Origin of the sequence: Pseudokineococcus sp. 5B2Z-1 (genome assembly GCF_037482305.1) — a bacterium.
Classification (GTDB): Bacteria; Actinomycetota; Actinomycetes; order Actinomycetales; family Quadrisphaeraceae; genus Pseudokineococcus.
In genome coordinates, this window is record NZ_JBBHZG010000001.1 from 967,643 (window position 1) to 986,204 (window position 18,562).

Consider the following 18,562-nt stretch of genomic DNA (forward strand, 5'->3'; position numbering starts at 1 on the left):
CCGCCCCCGGGCCCGCCGGACCCCCAGTGCAGGCCGAGGACGACGCCGAGGACGACGAGGAGCCCCGCCGACGCGGCCGCTCCCGCGACGACGACGGCGCGCGTCGTCCCGGTGAGGACGCCGTCCCCGCGCGGGCCGTGCCCGACCTCGGCGTCCGGGCCCGCCTCCGTCGACGTCAGGACAGGCCGCCCGTGCAGGCGGCGCCGGGCTCCGGCGTCTGCTCGCCCTGGACGTACTGGGCCAGGAACGGCGCGATCCGCTCGTCGGCGGCGTCCTCGATCGCGAGCTGGGTGCCCCACGCGCTGAGGGTGACGGGGCTCTCCATGCCCGCGTAGGGGCTGACGAGGGTGTAGTCGTACGGCTCGGCGGCCGCGACGAGCGCGTCCACCTGGTCCTGCGGCAGCGACGGGTCGTAGGTGATCCAGACGGCGCCGTGCTCGAGCGAGTGCACCGCGTTCACGTCGGGCACCGGCTCGGTGTAGACGCCGCAGTTCCACCACACCGGGTTGTGGTCGCCGCCCGCCGGCGGCGTCTGCGCGTAGTCGACCGCGCCCGTCACGTGCTCGCGCCCGAGGTCCTCGAAGGTCTCGACGCCGTCGATCGGCGCCTCGAGCGCCGCCTGCTCGGTCGCGCGCTGCTCGCGGGTGACGACGAGCACGACCGTCACCGCGGCGACGAGCGCGACGACGATCCCGGCCGTGACGCCGATGATGAGGCCGCGCTGGCGCCGCTCGCGGCGGGCCTGCTGCTCGCGCAGGGCGGCGGCGCGGGCCGCGCGCTCCTCGCGGGGACGGGTCGGTGAGGCCACGTCGGGCTCCTCGGCTGGGCTCGAGCGGGCCGGTGCGCGCGGGGCGGTCCCCGTCGCGGCCCGCGGCGGACGACCCGACCATGGTCGCACCACCGGCCCGGTCGCCGGGCGGCCACCCGCTGCACCGGGTGTGGCCCACGGGGTCCGGTGCCATCGTGGCGGCATGCGCATCACCCACCTGGGCCACTCGACGCTGCTCGTCGAGGCGGCCGGCGCCCGCGTCCTGCTCGACCCGGGGGCCTTCACGCCCGACTGGGAGGACGTGCGCGGCCTCGACGCCGTCGTCGTCACCCACGCCCACCCCGACCACCTCGACCCCGCCGAGGGCCGCTTCGAGGCGCTGCGCGACGGCAACCCGCGAGCGCGCGTCCTCGCCGAGCCGCAGACCGCCGCCGACGACCGCTGGGGCGCGGAGCCGCTGCCCGCGGGGACGACGACGCGCGTCGCCGGCCTTCCGCTGCGGGCCGTGGGCGGGCAGCACGCCGTCATCCACGAGGACATCCCCCTCGTGGGCAACGTCGGCGTCCTCCTCGGCGGGGAGGGCAGCGGCGAGCCCGTCCTCTTCCACCCCGGTGACGCCTACGGCGCGGTGCCCGACGGCGTCGAGGTGCTCGCCGCGCCGCTGACGGCCCCGTGGACCTCGCTCAAGGAGACCGTCGCCTTCGTCCGCGCCGTCTCCCCGCGCGTCGTCGTGCCGATCCACGACGCCGTCGTCTCGGCGGCGGGCCGGGGGATCTACCTCAGCCAGCTCGACGCCCTGGGCCCGGACGGCGCGCGCGTCCTCGACCTCGCCGGGGCCGGACCCACCGAGGTGCCGGCCCCGTGAGCCCCGCCCTCGACCTCGCCACCGCGAGCGCGGGCGACGCCCCCGACGTCTCCGCCGGCTGGGGCCCGGGCTGGCAGGACACGCGGCGCAGCGCCGTCGTCGGCCCGGCCTCGCCCGGCGGGGCGGCGGGGGCCTTCGCCCGCGCCCGGGCCGGGCTGCTGGGCTGGGAGGTGCAGCGGCTCGCGGGCGTGCGCGTGCCGCTCTCGACGCCGGACGCGGCGCCCGGCGTCGAGGTGCGCCAGAGCGCCGGGCCGGGCGGGCTGCTCGTCGCCCGCTGCCGGGTGACCGAGGTCGTCGACGAGCCCGGCCGGGCCGGCTTCACCTACGAGGCCCTCACCCCCCACCCCGAGGAGGGCGAGGAGTCCTTCCTCCTCCAGCGGCTCGGCGACCGCGTCGTCCTGACGGTCGCCTCGCGCTCGCGGCTCGCCTGGGCGCCCGCGCGCCTGGCGAGCCCGCTCGCCCGCGGCGCCCAGCGCCTGGCCGTCGCGCGGTACCTGCGCGCGGGGCGGCTCCTCGCCCGCTGACGCCGCGCCGTCGCCCGCCCGCCCCGCCCCCGGAGGGCGACGTGTGGCCATGTCGCCCTCGGCACCGCCCTCGGACGGCGACGTGTGGCCATGACGCCCTCCGGCGAGCCTGTCAGGGCGACATGGCCACACATCGCCCCGGAGGGCGACCGGTCGAGGGCGACATGGCCACACGTCACCCCCCCGACCGGGAGTGGAGGGGGCGGGTCAGAGGCCGTAGGCCTCGAGGAGCCGCAGCCAGACCTCGCTGATCGTCGGGTACGGCGGGACGGCGTGCCAGAGCCGGTCCAGCGGCACCTCGCCGGCGACGACGACGGCGGCCGACTGGCACAGCTCGGCGACGTCCTGCCCGACGAAGGTGACGCCGACGACGACCGAGCGGCTCTCGTCGACGACCATGCACGCCCACCCGGTGTAGCCGTCCGCCTGCAGCGACGACCCGGCGACGGCGATGTCGAGCTCGACGACGCGGACGTCGAGGCCGGCGTCGCGGGCCTGCTGCGCCGTCAGGCCGACCGACGCGACCTCCGGGTCGGTGAAGACGACCTGCGTGACCGCCCGGTGCAGGGCGGTCGTCGCGTGCTTGCTCCAGGGCGCGGGCTCGCCGTCGGCCCCGCCGCGCGCGCGGGCCGCCACGACGTCGCCGACCGCGCGGGCGGCGTACTTGCCCATGTGCGTCAGCGGCGCGAGGCCGGTGACGTCGCCGGCCGCGTAGAGCCACCGGCCGTCGACGCCGCGGACCTGCCCGGCGGCGTCGATGTCGAGGGCCTGGCCGGGCTCGAGGCCGACGCTCTCCAGGCCCAGGTCGCCGGTCTGCGGGCCGCGGCCGGTCGCGACGAGCAGCTCGTCGCCGACGAGCACCCGGCCGTCGTCGAGGGTGAGGCGCACCTCGCCCTCGTCACCGTCGCGCTCGACCGACGAGGCGCGGGACCCGGTGACCACGTCGACACCCTCGGACCGCAGCGCGTCCGCGACGAGCTCGCCCGCGCGGGGCTCGAAGGCCGACAGCACGGCCGACCCCGCGACGAGCGTGACGTCGGAGCCGAGGCGCCGGTACGCCGTCGCGAGCTCGCTGCCGACGACGCCCGCGCCCAGCACGAGCAGCCGCGGCGGTACCGAGCGCGACGACGTGGCCTCGCGGCTCGTCCAGTGCCGCACGCCCTCCAGCCCGTCGACCGGCGGTGCCTTCGGGGTCGACCCGACGGCCACGACGACGGCCTGCCGGGCGACGAGCGTCGTCGTGCCGCCGTCCGCGCCGGTGACGACGACGCGGCGCTCGCCGTCGAGCCGGGCCCGACCGCGCAGCAGGTCGAGCCCCGCGCCCTCGACCCACTCGACCTGGCTGGAGTCGTCCCAGTCGCTCGTGAAGGAGGTGCGCCGCTCGAGGACGGCCTGCACGTCGACCTCGCCGGTGGCGGCGGCCGCCGCGCCGGGGACGCGCCGGGCCGCGGCGAGCGCGGCGGTCGGGCGCAGCAGCGCCTTGCTCGGCATGCACGCCCAGTAGGAGCACTCGCCGCCCACCAGCTCGTCCTCGACGACGACCACCTCGCCGAGGCCGCCCCGGTGGGCGCGGTCGGCGACGTTCTCGCCCGTCGACCCGCCGCCGATGACGACGACGTCGACCTCGCGCTCCTGCGTGCTCGGTGTCTGCTCGCTCATGCGGGCGACGATGCCCCAGCGGGGGCGCCCCGGCACCTCGTCGCGCGCGACGGACCCGCTCGCCGCCGCCGTCCCGGACGCCGTCCGCGGTCGACGCGGGCGCCGGTCAGTGCCGGGCACGCAGGTGCTCGCGGAGCAGGTCGCCGCCGAAGTCGTCGCGCAGGTGGCGCCAGACGGTGTGCACGTGGTCGGCGCCGTGCTGGGTGTCGTCCAGCTCGAGCAGCAGGCTCGGCGCGCGCACGGCGTAGTAGTGGCCCTCGCCGCGCCGCAGCGAGCCCAGCCAGGTCAGCTCGACGCCGCCGAGCCCGTCCGCGAGGACCTCCTCCCAGCACGCCGCCGCGCACGCCGCGGGCGCGCGGGCGAGGTAGCGCTGCACGAGGGCCTCGAGCGAGCGCCGCGCGGCGGGCGGCATGTCGCGGTGCGCGAGGCCCCGGGGCAGCACCGCGGGGTCGGCCACCGGGTCCGTGCCGGTGAGGACGTCGGCCGGCGCCGTCCCCGACGGCCGCGCGACGGCGAGGCGGTCGCCGTCGAGGGCGGCCAGCACGTCGCGCGCCAGGTCCTCCTCCGGCCCGAGCAGGCGCCACCCCGCGCGGGGACCGCGCGGCACGACCGCCGGCTGCGCCCCGACGAAGTGCGGCGTCACGTGCACGCGCGCCTCGACGAGCGTGACGTGGACCGCGAGGTGGTGGCCGCTGACCCGCCACGCCCACGCCCCGTCGGCGGGGTCGCCCTCGAGCCGCAGCGCGTAGGGGTCGGGGTCGTCGCGGCCCTCGAGCGAGGCCGGGTCGAGCGGCGTGCCGGCCTCCCGGTGCTCGGCGGCCAGCTGCTGGCGCACCCGCTCGAGCTCCAGCGCCCCGGTGACGACACCGCTGCCGCCGTCGCGGGCGTCGCCCGCCGTGGCGAGCAGCGCGAGCGCGGCCTCGCGCGCGCCGCCCTCGAGGTCGCCGAGCACGAGCCCGGGGTGGCGCCCGTCGACGTAGGTCCACTCGCGCCGCCGGGGGTCGTCGAGGGCGCCGCCGCGCAGCGCCGCGCGCTGCTCCGGTCCGAGCGCGTCGAGGAGGGCGCGCGCCGCCCCCGCCGCCGCGCCGGCGCTCGCGGGGTCGACAGGAGGCCCGGGGGCGGCGGAGGGCGCCGGCGGCGTGGTCACGCCCCACCGTCGCCCCGGACCGGGCCCACGGCGACCGGGGCGCCCGCCCGGCGGGGGCGTGGGCGACGCCTCAGCCCCAGCGCCGCCCGGTGAGCCGCTCGTAGGCCTCGACGTAGCGACCGCGCGTGGCCTCGACGACGTCGTCGGGCAGCGGCGGGGGCGGCGCGTCGGCCGCCCGGTCCCACCCCGAGGCGTCGGAGAGCAGCCAGTCGCGCACGAACTGCTTGTCGAAGGACGGCTGCGCGCGGCCGGGCGCCCACGCGGCGGCGTCCCAGAAGCGGGAGGAGTCGGGGGTGAGCACCTCGTCGGCCAGCACGAGCGCCTCCGGGGCGTCCGCGGAGGCGGCCTCGACGCCCGGCGGCAGCCCCAGCTCGATCTTGGTGTCGGCGAGCAGGACGCCGCGCTCGCGGGCCACCTCCTCGCCGAGGGCGTACAGGCGCAGCGTGACCTCGCGCGCGCGCTCGGCGAGGGCGGGGCCCAGCAGGTCGGCGACGACGGCGAAGCTCACGTTCTCGTCGTGGCCCACGTCGGCCTTGGTCGCCGGGGTGAAGACGGGGCGGTGCAGGCGCGAGCCGTCCTCGAGCCCGTCGGGGAGCTCGACGCCGCACACGGCCCCCGTGGCCCGGTAGTCGGCGAGGCCGGAGCCGGTGAGGTAGCCGCGGGCCACGCACTCGACGGGCAGCATCTCCAGGCGCCGGCAGCGGACGGCCCGCCCGGCGACGGCCGCGGGCACGCCGGCCGACGCGTCGTCGGGGCCGACATCGGCGGACAGGACGTGGTCGGGCAGGCCGAGCCCGGCGTCGGCCAGCCGCTCGAACCACCACAGCGACAGGGCCGTGAGGACGGCGCCCTTGTCGGGGACGGGCGTGGCGAGCACGTGGTCGAAGGCGCTGACGCGGTCGCTCGCGACGACGAGGAGGTCCCCCTCGCCGGGCGCCGCGGACGCGGGCTCGTAAAGGTCGCGCACCTTGCCCGAGCGGACGTGGCGCCAGCCGGGCAGCTCGGCGGGCGCGGCGCCCGTCGCGGCGGCGCTCACGCGCGCACCCCCTCGGCCGCCCGGACGGCGATGTCCCCCCGGTGCTGCCCGCCGTCGAGGCCCACCTCGGCCGCGGCGGCCGCCGCCGCCGCGCGGGCGTCGGCGAGCGTCGCGCCCGTGCCGACGAGCGAGAGCACGCGCCCGCCCGCGCTGACGAGCGCCCCGTCGGCGCCGGTCGCGGTGCCGGCGTGCAGCACCCGCGCGCCCGGGACGGCGGCCGCCGCCGCCAGGCCCGTCACGGCGTCGCCGGTGCGGGGGGACGCCGGGTAGCCGGCCGCCGCGACGACGACGACGACCGCGGCGTCGTCGGACCACGTGAGCGGCTCGAGCTCGGCCAGGCGCCCGGTGGCGGCGGCGCGCAGCACCCCGCCGAGCGGCGTCCGCAGGCGCGGCAGGACCACCTGCGTCTCCGGGTCGCCGAAGCGGGCGTTGAACTCGACGACGCGCAGGCCGCGCGAGGTGAGCGCCAGCCCGCAGTAGAGGACGCCCGCGAACGGCGTCCCGCGGCGGGCCATCTCGGCGACGACCGGCCGGGCCACCCGCTCGACCACCTCGTCGACGAGCCCGGGCGGCGCCCACGGCAGCGGCGAGTAGGCGCCCATGCCTCCCGTGTTGGGGCCCTCGTCGCCGTCGAGCAGGCGCTTGCTGTCCTGCGCGGGGGCGAGCGGCACGACGTCGGTGCCGTCGCAGAGGACGAAGAGCGACACCTCGGGGCCGTCGAGGAACTCCTCGACGACGACCGCCGTCGCGCCCGCGCCGGGGCGTCCCTCGAGGCAGGACCGCGCGTGCGCGAGCGCCTCCTCGCGGTCGCCGGTGACGACGACGCCCTTGCCGGCCGCCAGGCCGTCGTCCTTGACGACGTGGGGGGCGCCGAAGGCGTCGAGGGCGTCCGCGACCTGCTCGAGGTCGGTGCACACGCGGGCCATCGCCGTCGGGACGCCCGCCGAGGCCATGACCTCCTTGGCGAAGGCCTTGCTGCCCTCGAGCCGGGCCGCCGCGGCCGAGGGGCCGAAGCAGTCGACCCCGGCGGCGCGCACGGCGTCGGCGACGCCTGCGACGAGCGGCGCCTCCGGGCCGACGACGACGAGGTCCACCTCCCGCTCGCGCGCGAGGGCCGCGACGGCGGCGCCGTCGAGCGGGTCGACAGCCACCACCTCGGCGACGTCGGCGACGCCCGGCCCGCCCGGCGCGACGAGGACGTCGGAGACGTCGTCGTCGGCGGCGAGGGCGACGGCGAGGGCGTGCTCGCGAGCACCGGACCCGAGGACGAGGACGCGCACCCGCCGGAGCCTAGGGGCCGCCGCGGGTCGCCTCGCCGCTCACGAGCCGCACGCCGCCTCCCGATGCGCTCATCTGAGCGCACTTGGATCACATCCGAGTCTCGGCCTTGACGCGCGGGCTCCCAGCCGGGTCTCATCTGCACCGGAGGCGGCACCCAGCCCGGGACGACGACGTCACGACGACGCCCGACCCCTCGACCGACCGCCAGCCCGCAGCTCGACCTGCACGGACCCGCACCCCACGCTCCGGAAGGACCTGACCGCATGACCGCACGACGACGTGCCCCCCTCGCGCTCGCCGCCATCTCGACGGTCGCCCTCGCCGCCACGGCGTGCGGCGGCGCCGGCGGCGGGGGCGGCGGCGGGGGCGGCGACGCCTCCGGCGAGGCGCAGAGCATCAACGTGATCATGGTGAACAACCCGCAGATGGAGGACCTGCAGCAGCTCACCGCCGACAACTTCACGGCGGACACGGGCATCCAGGTCAACTTCACCGTCCAGCCCGAGAACGACGTCCGCGCCCAGATCGCGCAGGACTTCGCCGCCCAGGCCGGCCAGTACGACGTCGCGACCATCTCCAACTACGAGGTGCCGTTCTTCGCCGCGAACGGCTGGCTCGCACCCCTCACCGACTACGCCGAGGGCGACGACGAGTTCGACCAGAGCGACATCCTCGAGCCCATCGCCGCCGGCCTCACCGTCGACGGGGAGATCTACGCCGAGCCCTTCTACGGCGAGTCCTCGTTCCTCATGTACCGCACCGACCTCTTCGAGGAGGCCGGGCTGACCATGCCGGACCAGCCGACGTGGCAGGAGGTCGCCGACCTGGCGGCGCAGATCGACGACCCGAGCGGCACCCGCGGCATCTGCCTGCGCGGCCTGCCCGGCTGGGGCCAGGTCTTCGCGCCGCTGACGACGGTGGTCAACACCTTCGGCGGCACGTGGTTCGACGAGAACTGGGACGCCCAGGTCAACGCGCCCGAGTTCGTCGAGGCCACCCAGTTCTACGTCGACCTCGTGCAGCAGCACGGCGAGGCCGGCGCGGCCCAGGCCGGCTTCACCGAGTGCCTCAACGACATGACGCAGGGCAACGTGGCGATGTGGTACGACGCCACGTCGGCCGCCGGCTCGCTCGAGGCGGACGGCTCGCCCGTCGCCGGGCAGATCGGCTACGCGCCGGCCCCGGTCGTCGAGACCGACTCCAGCGGCTGGCTCTACAGCTGGGCGTGGGGCGTCCAGGCGGCGTCGGAGAAGCAGGACGCCGCGTGGCAGTTCATCTCCTGGGCCTCCAGCCAGGAGTACGAGGAGCTCGTCGGCTCCGAGCTCGGCTGGTCGCGCGTGCCGGCCGGCAAGCGCAGCTCGACGTACGAGAACCAGGACTACCTCGACGTCGCCGGGGCCTTCGCCGAGGCCACCGAGACGGCCATCTCCTCGGCGGACCCCAACGACCCGGGCGTGCAGCCGCGGCCGGCGCCGGGCATCCAGTTCGTCGCCATCCCCGAGTTCGCCGACCTGGCCACGGGCATCTCCGAGGGCATCAGCTCCAACATCGCCGGGCAGGGCTCGGTGCAGGAGACGCTCGACCAGGGCCAGGAGGACGCCCAGGCCGTGGCGGACCGCTACAAGTGACCTGACCGGTCACCACCGAGCAGTCACCGCACCGAGCAGTCACCGCCCCTCGAGGGCGCAGCACGAGCAGGACCGGCCCCGTCCCGCGGCGGGGCCGGTCCCGCGCCCCGGCGGCGACGCGCCCACGAGCCCCCGCCGCCCGCCCCGGCCGCACGCGCGCAGGGGCCCCGCCGGTCCGACACCGCGCCGGCCCGACTCCCCACCGCAGGAGAGCCCATGAGCGTCAGCGAGACGACCGCAGAGCAGCGGACCGTCCTGCAGGACCCCTCACCGCAGGAGCAGCGCACCGCCTCCCGCAAGGCCGGCTGGGTCCGCCGAGCCCCCCTCATGCCGGCGCTGGTCTTCGTGATCATCATGACCCAGCTGCCGTTCGCGACGACCATCGTCATCTCGTTCATGGACTGGAACGCGCTGCGGCCGAACGAGCGCGGCTTCGCCGGCTTCGGCAACTACGCGCAGGTCTTCAGCGACTCGGGCCTGCGCCAGTCGGTGCTGACGACGATCATCCTGACCATCGTCGTGGTGGGCGTCAGCCTCGTGTTGGGCCTGCTCATCGCCCTGCTGCTGGACCGCCACTTCTTCGGCCGCGGCGTCGTGCGCACGCTGATGATCGCGCCGTTCCTCGTCGTCCCGGTCGCCGCGGCGCTGCTGTGGAAGCACGCCATCCTCAACCCGAGCTACGGCCTCATCAACGGCGTGCTCACGTGGGTGTGGGGGCTCTTCGGGAGCGAGAACCCGCCGCAGGTGGCGTGGCTCACCCAGTTCCCCCTGCTGTCGATCGAGGCGGCCCTCATCTGGCAGTGGACGCCCTTCATGATGCTCATCCTGCTGGCGGGCCTGCAGAGCCGGCCGGCCGAGGCCTTCGAGGCCGCCAAGATGGACGGCGCCAGCCCCGTGCAGGCCTTCCGCTACATCACGCTGCCGCACCTGCGCCGCTACATCGAGCTGGGCGCCACGCTCGGCGCCATCTTCATCGTCCAGAACTTCGACGCCGTCTTCACGATGACCTCGGGCGCGCTGGGCACCGCCAACCTCCCGTACACGATCTACCAGACCTTCTTCGTGCGGCAGGACTACGGCCTGGCCGCCGCCCAGGGCGTCATCGTCGTCATCGGCACGATCATCGTGGCGACCTTCGCCCTGCGCTCGGTCTCGTCGCTGCTCAAGGAGGAGAGCTGATGACCACCCCCGGGACATCTCACGGGACCCAGCAGCAGTCCGAGCCCGGCAGCGCCCGGCGCACCGACGCGCAGGAGGTGGCCCCCACGGCCACCGCCGCCGAGGCCGACGCGGCACCGCCGCGCCAGACCTACCGCAAGCACTCGCCGCTCAGCCGGCCCAACCCGCTGTGGGGCGTGCTGGCGTGGGTCGTCGGCCTGCTCTTCGCCTCGCCCGCGCTGTGGATGGTGCTCACCTCCTTCCACAGCGAGGTGGACGCCGCCACCAACCCGCCGTCGCTCTTCGCGCCCCTGACGCTGGACGGCTACCAGAGCTTCTTCGGCAACAGCAACGCGTGGCCCGCGCTCATCAACTCGGCGACGGCCTCGGTCGTCTCGACGGTGCTCGTCCTCGTGCTGAGCATCCCGGCGGCCTACGCCCTGTCGATCCGGCCGGTGAAGAAGTGGTCCGACGTCCTCTTCTTCCTCCTGTCGACGCGCTTCCTGCCGATCGTCGCCGCGGTCCTGCCGCTCTACATCTTCGCGGTGTGGTCCGGCGCGCTCGACCAGATCGGCCTGCTCATCGCCCTGTACACGGCGATGAACCTGCCCATCGCGGTGTGGATGATGCGCTCGTTCCTCGCCGAGGTGCCGGTGGAGATGCTCGAGGCGGCGCAGCTCGACGGCGCCGGCCTCATCCGCACGCTGCGCAGCGTCGTCGCCCCGGTGGCCATGCCGGGCATCGCCGCCACCGCCCTGATCTGCTTCATCTTCAGCTGGCAGGAGCTGCTGCTCGCCCGGTCGCTCACGGGCGTCGTCGCGGGCACGGCCCCCGTCTTCCTCACGAGCTTCGTCACCAGCCAGGGCCTGTTCCTGGCGCAGGTGTCCGCCGCCGCGACGATCGTGTCGCTGCCGGTGCTCCTCGCCGGCTTCGCCGCGCAGGACAAGCTCGTCCAGGGCCTCTCCCTCGGCGCCGTGAAGTGAGGCGTCCGGTGCGCGGTCGCCCCGGGGCGACCGCGCACCGGACGCCTCACTTCACGGCGCCGAGGGAGAGGCCCTGGACGAGCTTGTCCTGCGCGGCGAAGCCGGCGAGGAGCACCGGCAGCGACACGATCGTCGCGGCGGCGGACACCTGCGCCAGGAACAGGCCCTGGCTGGTGACGAAGCTCGTGAGGAANTCCGCGATGACCGCCCCGACCGCCCTGTCCGCCGACACCCTCGCGTCGCTCGGCGACCGGCTGCCCGTCCCGTCCTACGACCGGGGGGCGGTGACCACCGGTGTCGTCCACTTCGGCGTGGGCGGCTTCCACCGCGCCCACCAGGCGATGTTCCTCGACCGGCTCATGGAGCGCGGCGAGGCCCTGGACTGGGGGATCTGCGGCGTCGGCGTCCTGCCGGGCGACCGGCGCATGGCCGAGATCATGGCGGCGCAGGACCACCTCTACACGCTCGTGCTCAAGCACCCCGACGGCACCTACGAGCCGCGCGTCGTCGGGTCGATCCACGAGTACCTCTTCGCGCCGGACGACCCGGAGGCGGTCCTCGAGCGGATGGCCGACCCGGCCGTGCGCATCGTGTCGCTCACGGTCACCGAGGGCGGCTACCACGTGCACCCGGTCACCGGGGAGCTCGACACCCGCGACCCCCGGCTCCAGGCCGACCTCGCGGGCGACGCGGCCCCGCAGACGACGTTCGGCTTCATCACCGAGGCCCTGCGCCGCCGGCGCGAGCGCGGCACCGGCCCCTTCACCGTCATGTCCTGCGACAACATCCAGGGCAACGGCGACGTCGCGCACAAGATGATCACCGCCTACGCGCGGGCCCGCGAGGAGCGCACCGGCGGGGACCTCGCCGACTGGGTGGAGGCCGAGGTGCCCTTCCCGAACTCGATGGTCGACCGGATCACGCCGGTGACGACGGACGAGGACCGTGCCGCCGTCGCCGAGCGCTGCGGCGTCGAGGACGCCTGGCCCGTCGTCGCCGAGCCCTTCGTCCAGTGGGTGCTCGAGGACCGCTTCGCCGCCGGGCGCCCGCCGCTGGAGGACGCCGGCGTGCAGGTCGTCGACGACGTCCACCCCTACGAGCTCATGAAGCTGCGGCTGCTCAACGCGAGCCACCAGGCGCTGTGCTACCTCGGCTACCTCTCGGGCCACCGCTACGCCCACGAGGTGTGCCAGGAGGAGCTCTTCGCGCGCTTCCTCCTGGCGTACATGGACGACGAGGCCACCCCGACGCTGGAGCCGGTCCCCGGCGTCGACCTCGACGACTACAAGCCGGGGCTCGTGGACCGCTTCGCCAACCCGGAGGTCCGCGACACCCTGGCCCGCCTGTGCGCGGACTCGAGCAACCGCATCCCCACCTGGCTGCTGCCGGTGGTGCGCGAGAACCTCGCGGCCGGGCGGTCCGTGGACCACGCCGCGCTCGTCGTCGCGTCGTGGGCGCGGTACGCCGAGGGCGTCGACGAGGACGGGCAGCCGATCGAGGTCGTCGACGCCGACGCCGAGGGGCGCACCGCCGCGGCGAGGGCCCAGACCGAGGGCGACGACCTCGCCTTCCTGCGCGACGCGGACCTCTTCGGCGACCTCGCCGAGCAGGAGGCCTTCACGACGCCGTACCGGGCGGCGCTGGCCTCCCTGCACGAGAAGGGCGCCCGCGCGACGCTCGAGGAGCACATGGCGCGCCCGCGCGCCTGAGCGTCCGGCGCCTCCCGCGGGCCGGGCGCGCCCTCCGCCGTCCCTAGCCTGCGGGGGTGCGCGTCCTCCTCGCCCTCCCGGAGCCCCTCCCCGGCCGCCTCCTCTCGCGCGCCGCGCGCGAGCGGCTGGCGGCGGTCGGCGAGGTCCGCGTCCACCCGACGCCGGCGGACCACCGCTCCCCCGCGGCGACGGCGGCGCTCGCCGAGGCCGAGATCCTCGTGACCGGCTGGGGCACCGACCTCCTCGACGAGGAGGTGCTCGCGACCGCGCCGCGGCTGCGCGCCGTCGTCCACAGCGCCGGGTCCGTGCGGCCGGTCGTCACGGCGGGCGTCGTCGGGCGCGGCGTGCTCGTGTCGAGCCAGGCGCGGCTCAACGCCCTGCCCGTGGCCGAGTACGCGCTCGCGACGATCCTGCTGTCCCTCAAGGGCGTCCTCGTGGCGCAGCGGCGCTACCGGGAGGCGCGCGGAGCCGTCGACGTGCGCGACCTCCTGTCCTCCCACGGCGTCCACGCCCGGCGCGTGGGCGTGGTCGGCGCGTCCGTGGTCGGCCGGCGCCTGCTCGAGCTGCTGCGCCCCTTCGACCTCGAGGTCGTCCTCGCCGACCCCACGCTCGGGGCCGAGGAGGCGGCCGCGCTCGGGGCCGAGCTCGTCGAGCTCGACGAGCTGCTGCGCACGAGCGACGTCGTCAGCCTGCACGCGCCCCTCCTGCCCTCGACCCGGGGCGTGCTCGACGCGCGGCGGCTGGCGCTCATGCCGGACGGGGCCGTGCTCGTCAACACCGCGCGCGGCGGCCTCGTCGACGAGGCGGCGCTCGTCGCCGAGCTCGTCGCCGAGCGGCTCTCCGCGGTCCTCGACGTCACCGAGCCCGAGGTCCCCGACCCGTCCTCGCCGCTGTGGGAGCTGCCCGGCGTGCTCCTCACGCCCCACGTCGCGGGAGCGCTCGGCTCGGAGCTGCTGCGCCTCGGGGACGGAGCGGTCGAGGAGGTCGAGCGGCTCGCCGCCGGGCTGCCCCTCCTGCGGCCGGTGACGTCCGAGGTCTACGACCGGCTCGCCTGAGGTGCGCCCGCCCCGCGGGTCGACCGGCGGGGCGGGGCGCGTCACAGGTGCGGCAGGACGAGCTCGGCGTACCGCTCGACGACGCGGGCGAGCACCTCGTGCCCGTCGCTCGCCCAGACCTCGGCGTTGAAGACCTCGACCTCGACGTCACCGCCGTAGCCCGCCGCGGCGACCCAGCGGCTCACGGGGGCGAAGTCGACGACGCCGTCGCCCATGATCCCCCGCGAGAGCAGCGGGTCCTCGGCGATGGGCACGAGGAAGTCGCACACCTGGTAGCTGCCGAGGCGGCCCTCGGCGCCGGCGCGGGCCACCGCCGCCTCGAGCTCCGGGTCCCACCAGACGTGGAAGGTGTCGACGACGACCGCCACGTCCTGCGCGGGGTGGGCCCCGGCCACGTCGAGGGCCTGGTCGAGCGTGGAGAGCACGGCGCGGTCGGCGCAGTACATGGGGTGCAGCGGCTCGAGCAGCAGCCGGACGCCGTGCTCGTGCGCGTGGGGGACGAGCTCGGCGAGCGCGTCGGCGGCGCGGGCGCGCGCGCCGAGGAGGTCGCGGTCCCCCTCCGGCAGGCCGCCGAGCACCATGACGAGGTCGCGCGTCCCGAGGGTCGCGGCCTCCTCGACGGCGCGGCGGTTGTCGTCGAGGGCCGCCCGGCGGTCGCCCGGGTCGGCGGCGGTGAGGAAGCCGCCGCGGCACAGGCTCGACACGCGCAGGCCCGCGTCGCGCACGAGACGGGCGGCCCGCTCGAGGCCGGCCTCCTCGACGCGGTCGCGCCACAGCCCGACGGCGGGCAGACCCGCCCGGGCGGCGCCCTCGACGGCCTGCTCGAGGGTCCACCGCTTCGTCGTCGCCGTGTTGAGCGACAGGCGGGCGAGGTCAGCCGGGCGCTCGCCCGCGGGCGCCCGCTCCTCGCGGACCGGCGCGCTCACGCCTCCACCCCCGCCACGGCGAGGAGGGAGCGCGCGCGCGCCGCCGCGAGGGCCGGGTCGCGCAGGAGCCCGGCCTCGTCGGCGAGCACGAGGGTGCGCGCCAGGTGCGGCAGCGAGCGGGCCGCGTGCATCCCGCCGACCATCGCGAAGGCCGGCTGGTGCCCGTTGACCCACGACAGGAAGGCGATGCCCGTCTTGTACGACGACGTCGGCGCGGCGAAGACGTGGCGTCCGAGCTCCTGCGTGGACGCCAGGAGCGCGAGGGCGCGGGCGTCGTCGCCGGCGTCGAGCGCCTGCAGCGCCTCGGACGCCGCCGGGTAGACCGCCGCGAAGATCCCGAGCAGCGCGTCGGAGTGCCCGCCCTCGTCGCCGACGACGAGCTCGGGGTAGTTGAAGTCGTCGCCCGTGTACATGCGCACGCCCTCGGGGAGGCGCGCGCGCAGGGCCCGCTCGGGGGCCGCGTCGAGCAGCGACATCTTGATGCCGTCGACCTTCGCGGCCCGGTCCGCGATGAGCCCCGCGACGAGGTCCGACGCCGTCGCGACGTCGTCCGAGCCCCAGTACCCGGCCAGGGCCGGGTCGAACATCGGCCCGAGCCAGTGCAGGACGACGGGCGCCGGGGCCTCGTCGAGCAGCGTGCCGTAGACGTCGAGGTAGTCCTGCGGCCCCTCGGCGACGCGGGCGAGCGCCCGCGAGGCCATGAGGACGACGGTGGCGCCGGCGCCGGCCACGAGGTCGACCTGCTCCCGGTAGGCGTCGAGGACGGCCCGGACGCCCGCGCGCCCGGAGGGCAGCGCGGCGAGGTCGAGCTGGTCGGTGCCCGCGCCGCAGGCGACCAGCCCGCCGACGGAGGCCGCCTCGGCCGCCGAGCGGCGCACGAGCTCCTGGACGGCCGCCCAGTCGAGGCCCATGCCGCGCTGCGCGGTGTCCATGGCGTCCGCGACGCCGAGGCCGTGCGACCAGATCTCGTGCCGGTAGGCGAGGGTCGCGTCCCAGTCGACGTCCGCCGGCGCGCCGGGGACGTTGTCGGCGAGGGCCCGCGGGACGACGTGCGCCGCCGCGTAGGCCCGTCGCGAGGCGGCCGGACCCTCGGGCCGCGTCCAGCGCACGGGCTCGCGGAGCTCGTGCTCGATGAGGGCGCCGGAGGCGTCGGGCAGCCGCAGGACCAGGCCGGTGCCGGCCCGGGGACCCAGCGGCTCGGCCGTCGCACCGGTCGTGGAGGTGTCGTTCGTGGGCGCGCCGCTCGCGAGGGCCCCGGTGGCGAGGGCGGTCACAGCACGATCTCCGGCACCTCGAGGCGGCGGCCCTCGGCGGAGCTGCGGAGCCCCAGCTCGGCGAGCTGGACGCCGCGCGCGGCGGAGGCCAGGTCGTAGCGGTGCGGGCGGCCGGCGGCGACGTCGAGGAGGAACTCCTCCCACTGGCGCTTGAAGCCGTTGTCGAGCTCGGCGTTGGCGGGGACCTCGAGCCACTGGTCGCGGAACGGCTCCGTCACCGGGAGGTCGGGGTTCCACACCGGCATCGGCGTGTGCGAGCGGTGCTGCGCCACGCACCGGTTGAGCCCGGCGACGGCCGAGCCGTGCGTGCCGTCGACCTGGAACTCGACGAGCTCGTCGCGGAAGACGCGGACCGCCCAGGAGGAGTTGATCTGGGCGACGACGCCGCCCTCGACGTCGAAGATGCCGTACGCCGCGTCGTCGGCGGTCGCGGCGTACTCGCGGCCCTGCTCGTCCCACCGCGCCGGGATGTGCGTGGCCGTCCGGGCGGTCACGGTCTCGACCTTGCCGAGGATGCCCTCGAGCACGTAGCTCCAGTGGCAGAACATGTCGACGGTGATGCCGCCGCCGTCCTCCGCGCGGTAGTTCCAGCTGGGCCGCTGGGCGGGCTGGCCGTCGCCCTCGAAGACCCAGTACCCGAACTCCCCGCGCAGGGAGAGGATCCGGCCGAAGAAGCCCTCGTCGACGAGGCGGCGGAGCTTGACGAGCCCCGGCAGGTAGAGCTTGTCGTGGACGACGCCGACGGTGACGCCCGTCGTCATGGCGAGGCGCGCGAGGTCGACGGCCTCGTCGAGCGTCTCCGCGGTCGGCTTCTCGGTGAAGACGTGCTTGCCGGCCTTCATGGCGGCGGTGAGCGCGGCGGCGCGGCGCGAGGTGACCTGCGCGTCGAAGTAGACGTCCACCGACGGGTCGTTCACCACGCCGTCGACGTCCGTCGTCCACTCCTCGACGCCGTGGCGGGCGGCGAGCTCGCGCAGCTTCTCCTCGCTGCGCCCGACGAGCACGGGCTCGACCTGCACGCGCGAGCCGTCCGGCGCGACGACGCCCCCGGCCTCCCGGATGGGCAGGATCGAGCGCACGAGGTGCTGGCGGTAGCCCATGCGGCCGGTGACGCCGCTCATGGCGATGCGCAGGGTGCGGGTGGACATCGGTGGCCTCCTCGGCGCGGGGACGGACGCCGCTGCGGGGCAGCGGCGACGGGCGGCACGGGCTCCGCTGCCCCGGCCGTGGTTGGATAGCGCTTTCCTCACGATAGGCAGGCGCGATCCCCCGGTCAAGGACGTCCCGTCCCCGGCTCGGGCGGCGCCGCGGCGGGCAGGAGGCGAGGACCGGTGGACGAGGGGACGGCCCGGACGACCAGGTCGGCCCCGGGGGACGACCCGGCCCGCCGTGCGCGTCGAGGGGCGGCGGGTCGAGGTCCTCTGGGACGGTGGGGCACGGTCTCCCCTGGAGGTGCCATGACCGACACCCGCAGCACCCCCCCGGCGGGCGGCGACGCGCCGGCCGCGACGCCGGACCGCCGGTCCCCCGTGACGCTGAGCGACGTGGCTCGGGCGTCGGGCGTCTCGCTGGCCACGGCGTCGCGCGCCGTCAACGGCAGCGCGCGCAAGGTCCGCCCCGACCTGCACGCCCGGGTCCTGGCCGCGGCCGCGCAGCTGGGCTACACCGCCAACGGCCCGGCGCAGGCGATGGCCCGCGGGCGCACGAGCGTGCTGGGCCTCGTCGTCCAGGACATCGCCGACCCGTACTTCTCGACGATGGCGGCCGGCGTCGTCCGCGGCGCCGAGCAGCGCGGCCTCGTCGTCACCATCGGCACGACGGGGCGCGACCCGGCCAAGGAGGCCCAGCACGTGGCGGCCCTGCGCGGGCAGCGCGCCAGCGCCGTCGTCGTCGTCGGCTCGCGCACGGACGACGCGGCGGTGCAGGCGCGCCTCGCCGAGGAGGTCGCCGCCTTCGAGGCCTCGGGCGGCCGCGCCGTCCTCGTGAGCCAGGAGTCGCTGCCCGTCGACACCGTCGTGGTGGAGAACGAGCAGGGGGCCGAGGCCCTGGCGCGGGCGCTCACCGAGCGCGGCCACGAGCGCTTCGCCGTGCTCGCCGGCCCGCCCGGGCTGCTGACGGCGCGCGACCGCCTCGCGGGCTTCCGCGCGGGCGCGGCGGCCGGCGGCGGGCGGGTCGTCGACGACCTCGTCCTCCACGGCGACTTCACCCGCGACGGGGGGCACGCGGCGATGCACCGGCTCCTCGACGACGGCTTCGACCGCGGCTGCGTGCTGGCCGTCAACGACGTCATGGCCGTCGGCGCCATGGCGGCGCTGCGCGAGCGGGGCGTGGACCTGCCCGGCGCCGTCGCGGTGGCCGGCTTCGACGACATCTCGACGCTGCGCGACGTCACGCCGGCGCTGACGACGGTCCGCCTGCCGCTGCAGGAGATCGGCGAGCGCGCCGTCGAGCTGCTGCTCGACGAGGAGGGCGGCGGGCCCCGCACGGTGCGGGTCCGGGGCGAGGTCGTGCTGCGCGCCAGCACGCCCGACCTGCGCCGCGGGTAGCG

Annotated in this window: 16 protein-coding genes and 1 pseudogene; 8 read left to right on the forward strand and 9 right to left on the reverse strand. The window is 76.5% G+C overall.

Annotation, left to right across the window (positions count from 1 at the left end; genetic code table 11):
* Nucleotides 1–175 precede the first annotated feature (175 nt).
* Nucleotides 176–808, reverse strand: a complete 633-nt coding sequence (locus WDV85_RS04100; protein WP_339569396.1) for a DUF3105 domain-containing protein — start codon at nucleotides 806–808, stop codon at nucleotides 176–178.
* A gap of 163 nt (nucleotides 809–971) precedes the next feature.
* Between WDV85_RS04100 and WDV85_RS04105 the strand changes: the two genes are divergently transcribed.
* Both WDV85_RS04105 and WDV85_RS04110 read left to right on the forward strand, forming a co-directional pair.
* Nucleotides 972–1,634, forward strand: a complete 663-nt coding sequence (locus WDV85_RS04105; protein WP_339569397.1) for an MBL fold metallo-hydrolase — start codon at nucleotides 972–974, stop codon at nucleotides 1,632–1,634.
* Nucleotides 1,631–2,158 carry a DUF1990 domain-containing protein gene (locus WDV85_RS04110; RefSeq protein WP_339569398.1) on the forward strand — a complete coding sequence of 176 codons (528 nt, stop codon included), beginning with the start codon at nucleotides 1,631–1,633 and terminating at the stop codon, nucleotides 2,156–2,158. Before WDV85_RS04105 ends, WDV85_RS04110 begins: the two co-directional genes overlap by 4 nt.
* Before the next feature lie 207 nt (nucleotides 2,159–2,365).
* Here the strand turns inward: WDV85_RS04110 and WDV85_RS04115 are convergent, their stop codons facing one another.
* The 4 genes from WDV85_RS04115 to purD form a co-directional block, all read right to left on the reverse strand.
* Nucleotides 2,366–3,817, reverse strand: coding sequence for a dihydrolipoyl dehydrogenase family protein (locus tag WDV85_RS04115; protein ID WP_339569399.1), 1,452 nt, complete (start codon nucleotides 3,815–3,817; stop codon nucleotides 2,366–2,368).
* A 106-nt stretch (nucleotides 3,818–3,923) separates the two neighbouring features.
* A complete protein-coding gene (locus WDV85_RS04120) occupies nucleotides 3,924–4,964 on the reverse strand; it encodes a DUF3500 domain-containing protein (protein ID WP_339569400.1) in 1,041 nt (346 codons plus the stop codon).
* 70 nt (nucleotides 4,965–5,034) lie between these two features.
* Complete coding sequence (locus tag WDV85_RS04125; RefSeq protein ID WP_339569401.1) at nucleotides 5,035–6,000, reverse strand: phosphoribosylaminoimidazolesuccinocarboxamide synthase; 966 nt, start codon at nucleotides 5,998–6,000, stop codon at nucleotides 5,035–5,037.
* Nucleotides 5,997–7,280 carry a phosphoribosylamine--glycine ligase gene (gene purD / locus WDV85_RS04130; protein WP_339569402.1) on the reverse strand — a complete coding sequence of 428 codons (1,284 nt, stop codon included), beginning with the start codon at nucleotides 7,278–7,280 and terminating at the stop codon, nucleotides 5,997–5,999. The genes WDV85_RS04125 and purD overlap by 4 nt, the downstream gene beginning before the upstream one ends.
* 264 nt (nucleotides 7,281–7,544) lie before the next feature.
* Between purD and WDV85_RS04135 the strand changes: the two genes are divergently transcribed.
* The 3 genes from WDV85_RS04135 (at nucleotide 7,545) to WDV85_RS04145 (ending at nucleotide 11,050) form a co-directional block, all read left to right on the forward strand.
* Nucleotides 7,545–8,909 carry an ABC transporter substrate-binding protein gene (locus WDV85_RS04135; RefSeq protein WP_339569403.1) on the forward strand — a complete coding sequence of 455 codons (1,365 nt, stop codon included), beginning with the start codon at nucleotides 7,545–7,547 and terminating at the stop codon, nucleotides 8,907–8,909.
* 216 nt (nucleotides 8,910–9,125) lie between these two features.
* Complete coding sequence (locus WDV85_RS04140; RefSeq protein WP_339569404.1) at nucleotides 9,126–10,088, forward strand: carbohydrate ABC transporter permease; 963 nt, start codon at nucleotides 9,126–9,128, stop codon at nucleotides 10,086–10,088.
* Complete coding sequence (locus tag WDV85_RS04145; protein ID WP_339569405.1) at nucleotides 10,088–11,050, forward strand: carbohydrate ABC transporter permease; 963 nt, start codon at nucleotides 10,088–10,090, stop codon at nucleotides 11,048–11,050. The genes WDV85_RS04140 and WDV85_RS04145 overlap by 1 nt, the downstream gene beginning before the upstream one ends.
* A gap of 46 nt (nucleotides 11,051–11,096) precedes the next feature.
* Here the strand turns inward: WDV85_RS04145 and WDV85_RS17055 are convergent.
* Nucleotides 11,097–11,243, reverse strand: a pseudogene (locus WDV85_RS17055) (carbohydrate ABC transporter permease); the annotation flags it as partial.
* 7 nt (nucleotides 11,244–11,250) lie between these two features.
* On the opposite strand from WDV85_RS17055, the gene WDV85_RS04150 reads away from it, so the two are divergent.
* Nucleotides 11,251–12,759, forward strand: coding sequence for a mannitol dehydrogenase family protein (locus WDV85_RS04150; protein ID WP_339569406.1), 1,509 nt, complete (start codon nucleotides 11,251–11,253; stop codon nucleotides 12,757–12,759).
* Between the two features lie 56 nt (nucleotides 12,760–12,815).
* A complete protein-coding gene (locus tag WDV85_RS04155) occupies nucleotides 12,816–13,814 on the forward strand; it encodes a hydroxyacid dehydrogenase (RefSeq protein WP_339569407.1) in 999 nt (332 codons plus the stop codon).
* Between the two features lie 41 nt (nucleotides 13,815–13,855).
* On the opposite strand, the gene WDV85_RS04160 is transcribed toward WDV85_RS04155, so the two are convergent.
* From WDV85_RS04160 to WDV85_RS04170, 3 genes are all read right to left on the reverse strand, one after another.
* Complete coding sequence (locus tag WDV85_RS04160) at nucleotides 13,856–14,740, reverse strand: sugar phosphate isomerase/epimerase family protein (protein ID WP_339569408.1); 885 nt, start codon at nucleotides 14,738–14,740, stop codon at nucleotides 13,856–13,858.
* Complete coding sequence (locus WDV85_RS04165; RefSeq protein WP_445263198.1) at nucleotides 14,737–15,909, reverse strand: dihydrodipicolinate synthase family protein; 1,173 nt, start codon at nucleotides 15,907–15,909, stop codon at nucleotides 14,737–14,739. The genes WDV85_RS04160 and WDV85_RS04165 overlap by 4 nt, the downstream gene beginning before the upstream one ends.
* 101 nt (nucleotides 15,910–16,010) lie before the next feature.
* Entirely contained in the window at nucleotides 16,011–17,162 is a 1,152-nt protein-coding gene (locus WDV85_RS04170; RefSeq protein WP_339569410.1) for a Gfo/Idh/MocA family protein, read from the reverse strand.
* A 396-nt stretch (nucleotides 17,163–17,558) separates the two neighbouring features.
* Here WDV85_RS04170 and WDV85_RS04175 point away from each other — a divergent pair, with 396 nt between their 5' ends.
* A complete protein-coding gene (locus WDV85_RS04175) occupies nucleotides 17,559–18,560 on the forward strand; it encodes a LacI family DNA-binding transcriptional regulator (protein WP_339569411.1) in 1,002 nt (333 codons plus the stop codon).
* The last annotated feature ends 2 nt before the right edge of the window (nucleotides 18,561–18,562 follow it).

Coding starts and splice junctions, on each gene's coding strand:
- WDV85_RS04145 (WP_339569405.1), top strand. CDS start 10,088: ATGACCACCCCCGGGACATCTCACGGGACCCAGCAGCAGTCCGAGCCC.
- WDV85_RS04150 (WP_339569406.1), top strand. CDS start 11,251: ATGACCGCCCCGACCGCCCTGTCCGCCGACACCCTCGCGTCGCTCGGC.
- WDV85_RS04115 (WP_339569399.1), bottom strand. CDS start 3,817: ATGAGCGAGCAGACACCGAGCACGCAGGAGCGCGAGGTCGACGTCGTC.
- WDV85_RS04170 (WP_339569410.1), bottom strand. CDS start 17,162: ATGTCCACCCGCACCCTGCGCATCGCCATGAGCGGCGTCACCGGCCGC.
- WDV85_RS04105 (WP_339569397.1), top strand. CDS start 972: ATGCGCATCACCCACCTGGGCCACTCGACGCTGCTCGTCGAGGCGGCC.
- WDV85_RS04135 (WP_339569403.1), top strand. CDS start 7,545: ATGACCGCACGACGACGTGCCCCCCTCGCGCTCGCCGCCATCTCGACG.
- WDV85_RS04140 (WP_339569404.1), top strand. CDS start 9,126: ATGAGCGTCAGCGAGACGACCGCAGAGCAGCGGACCGTCCTGCAGGAC.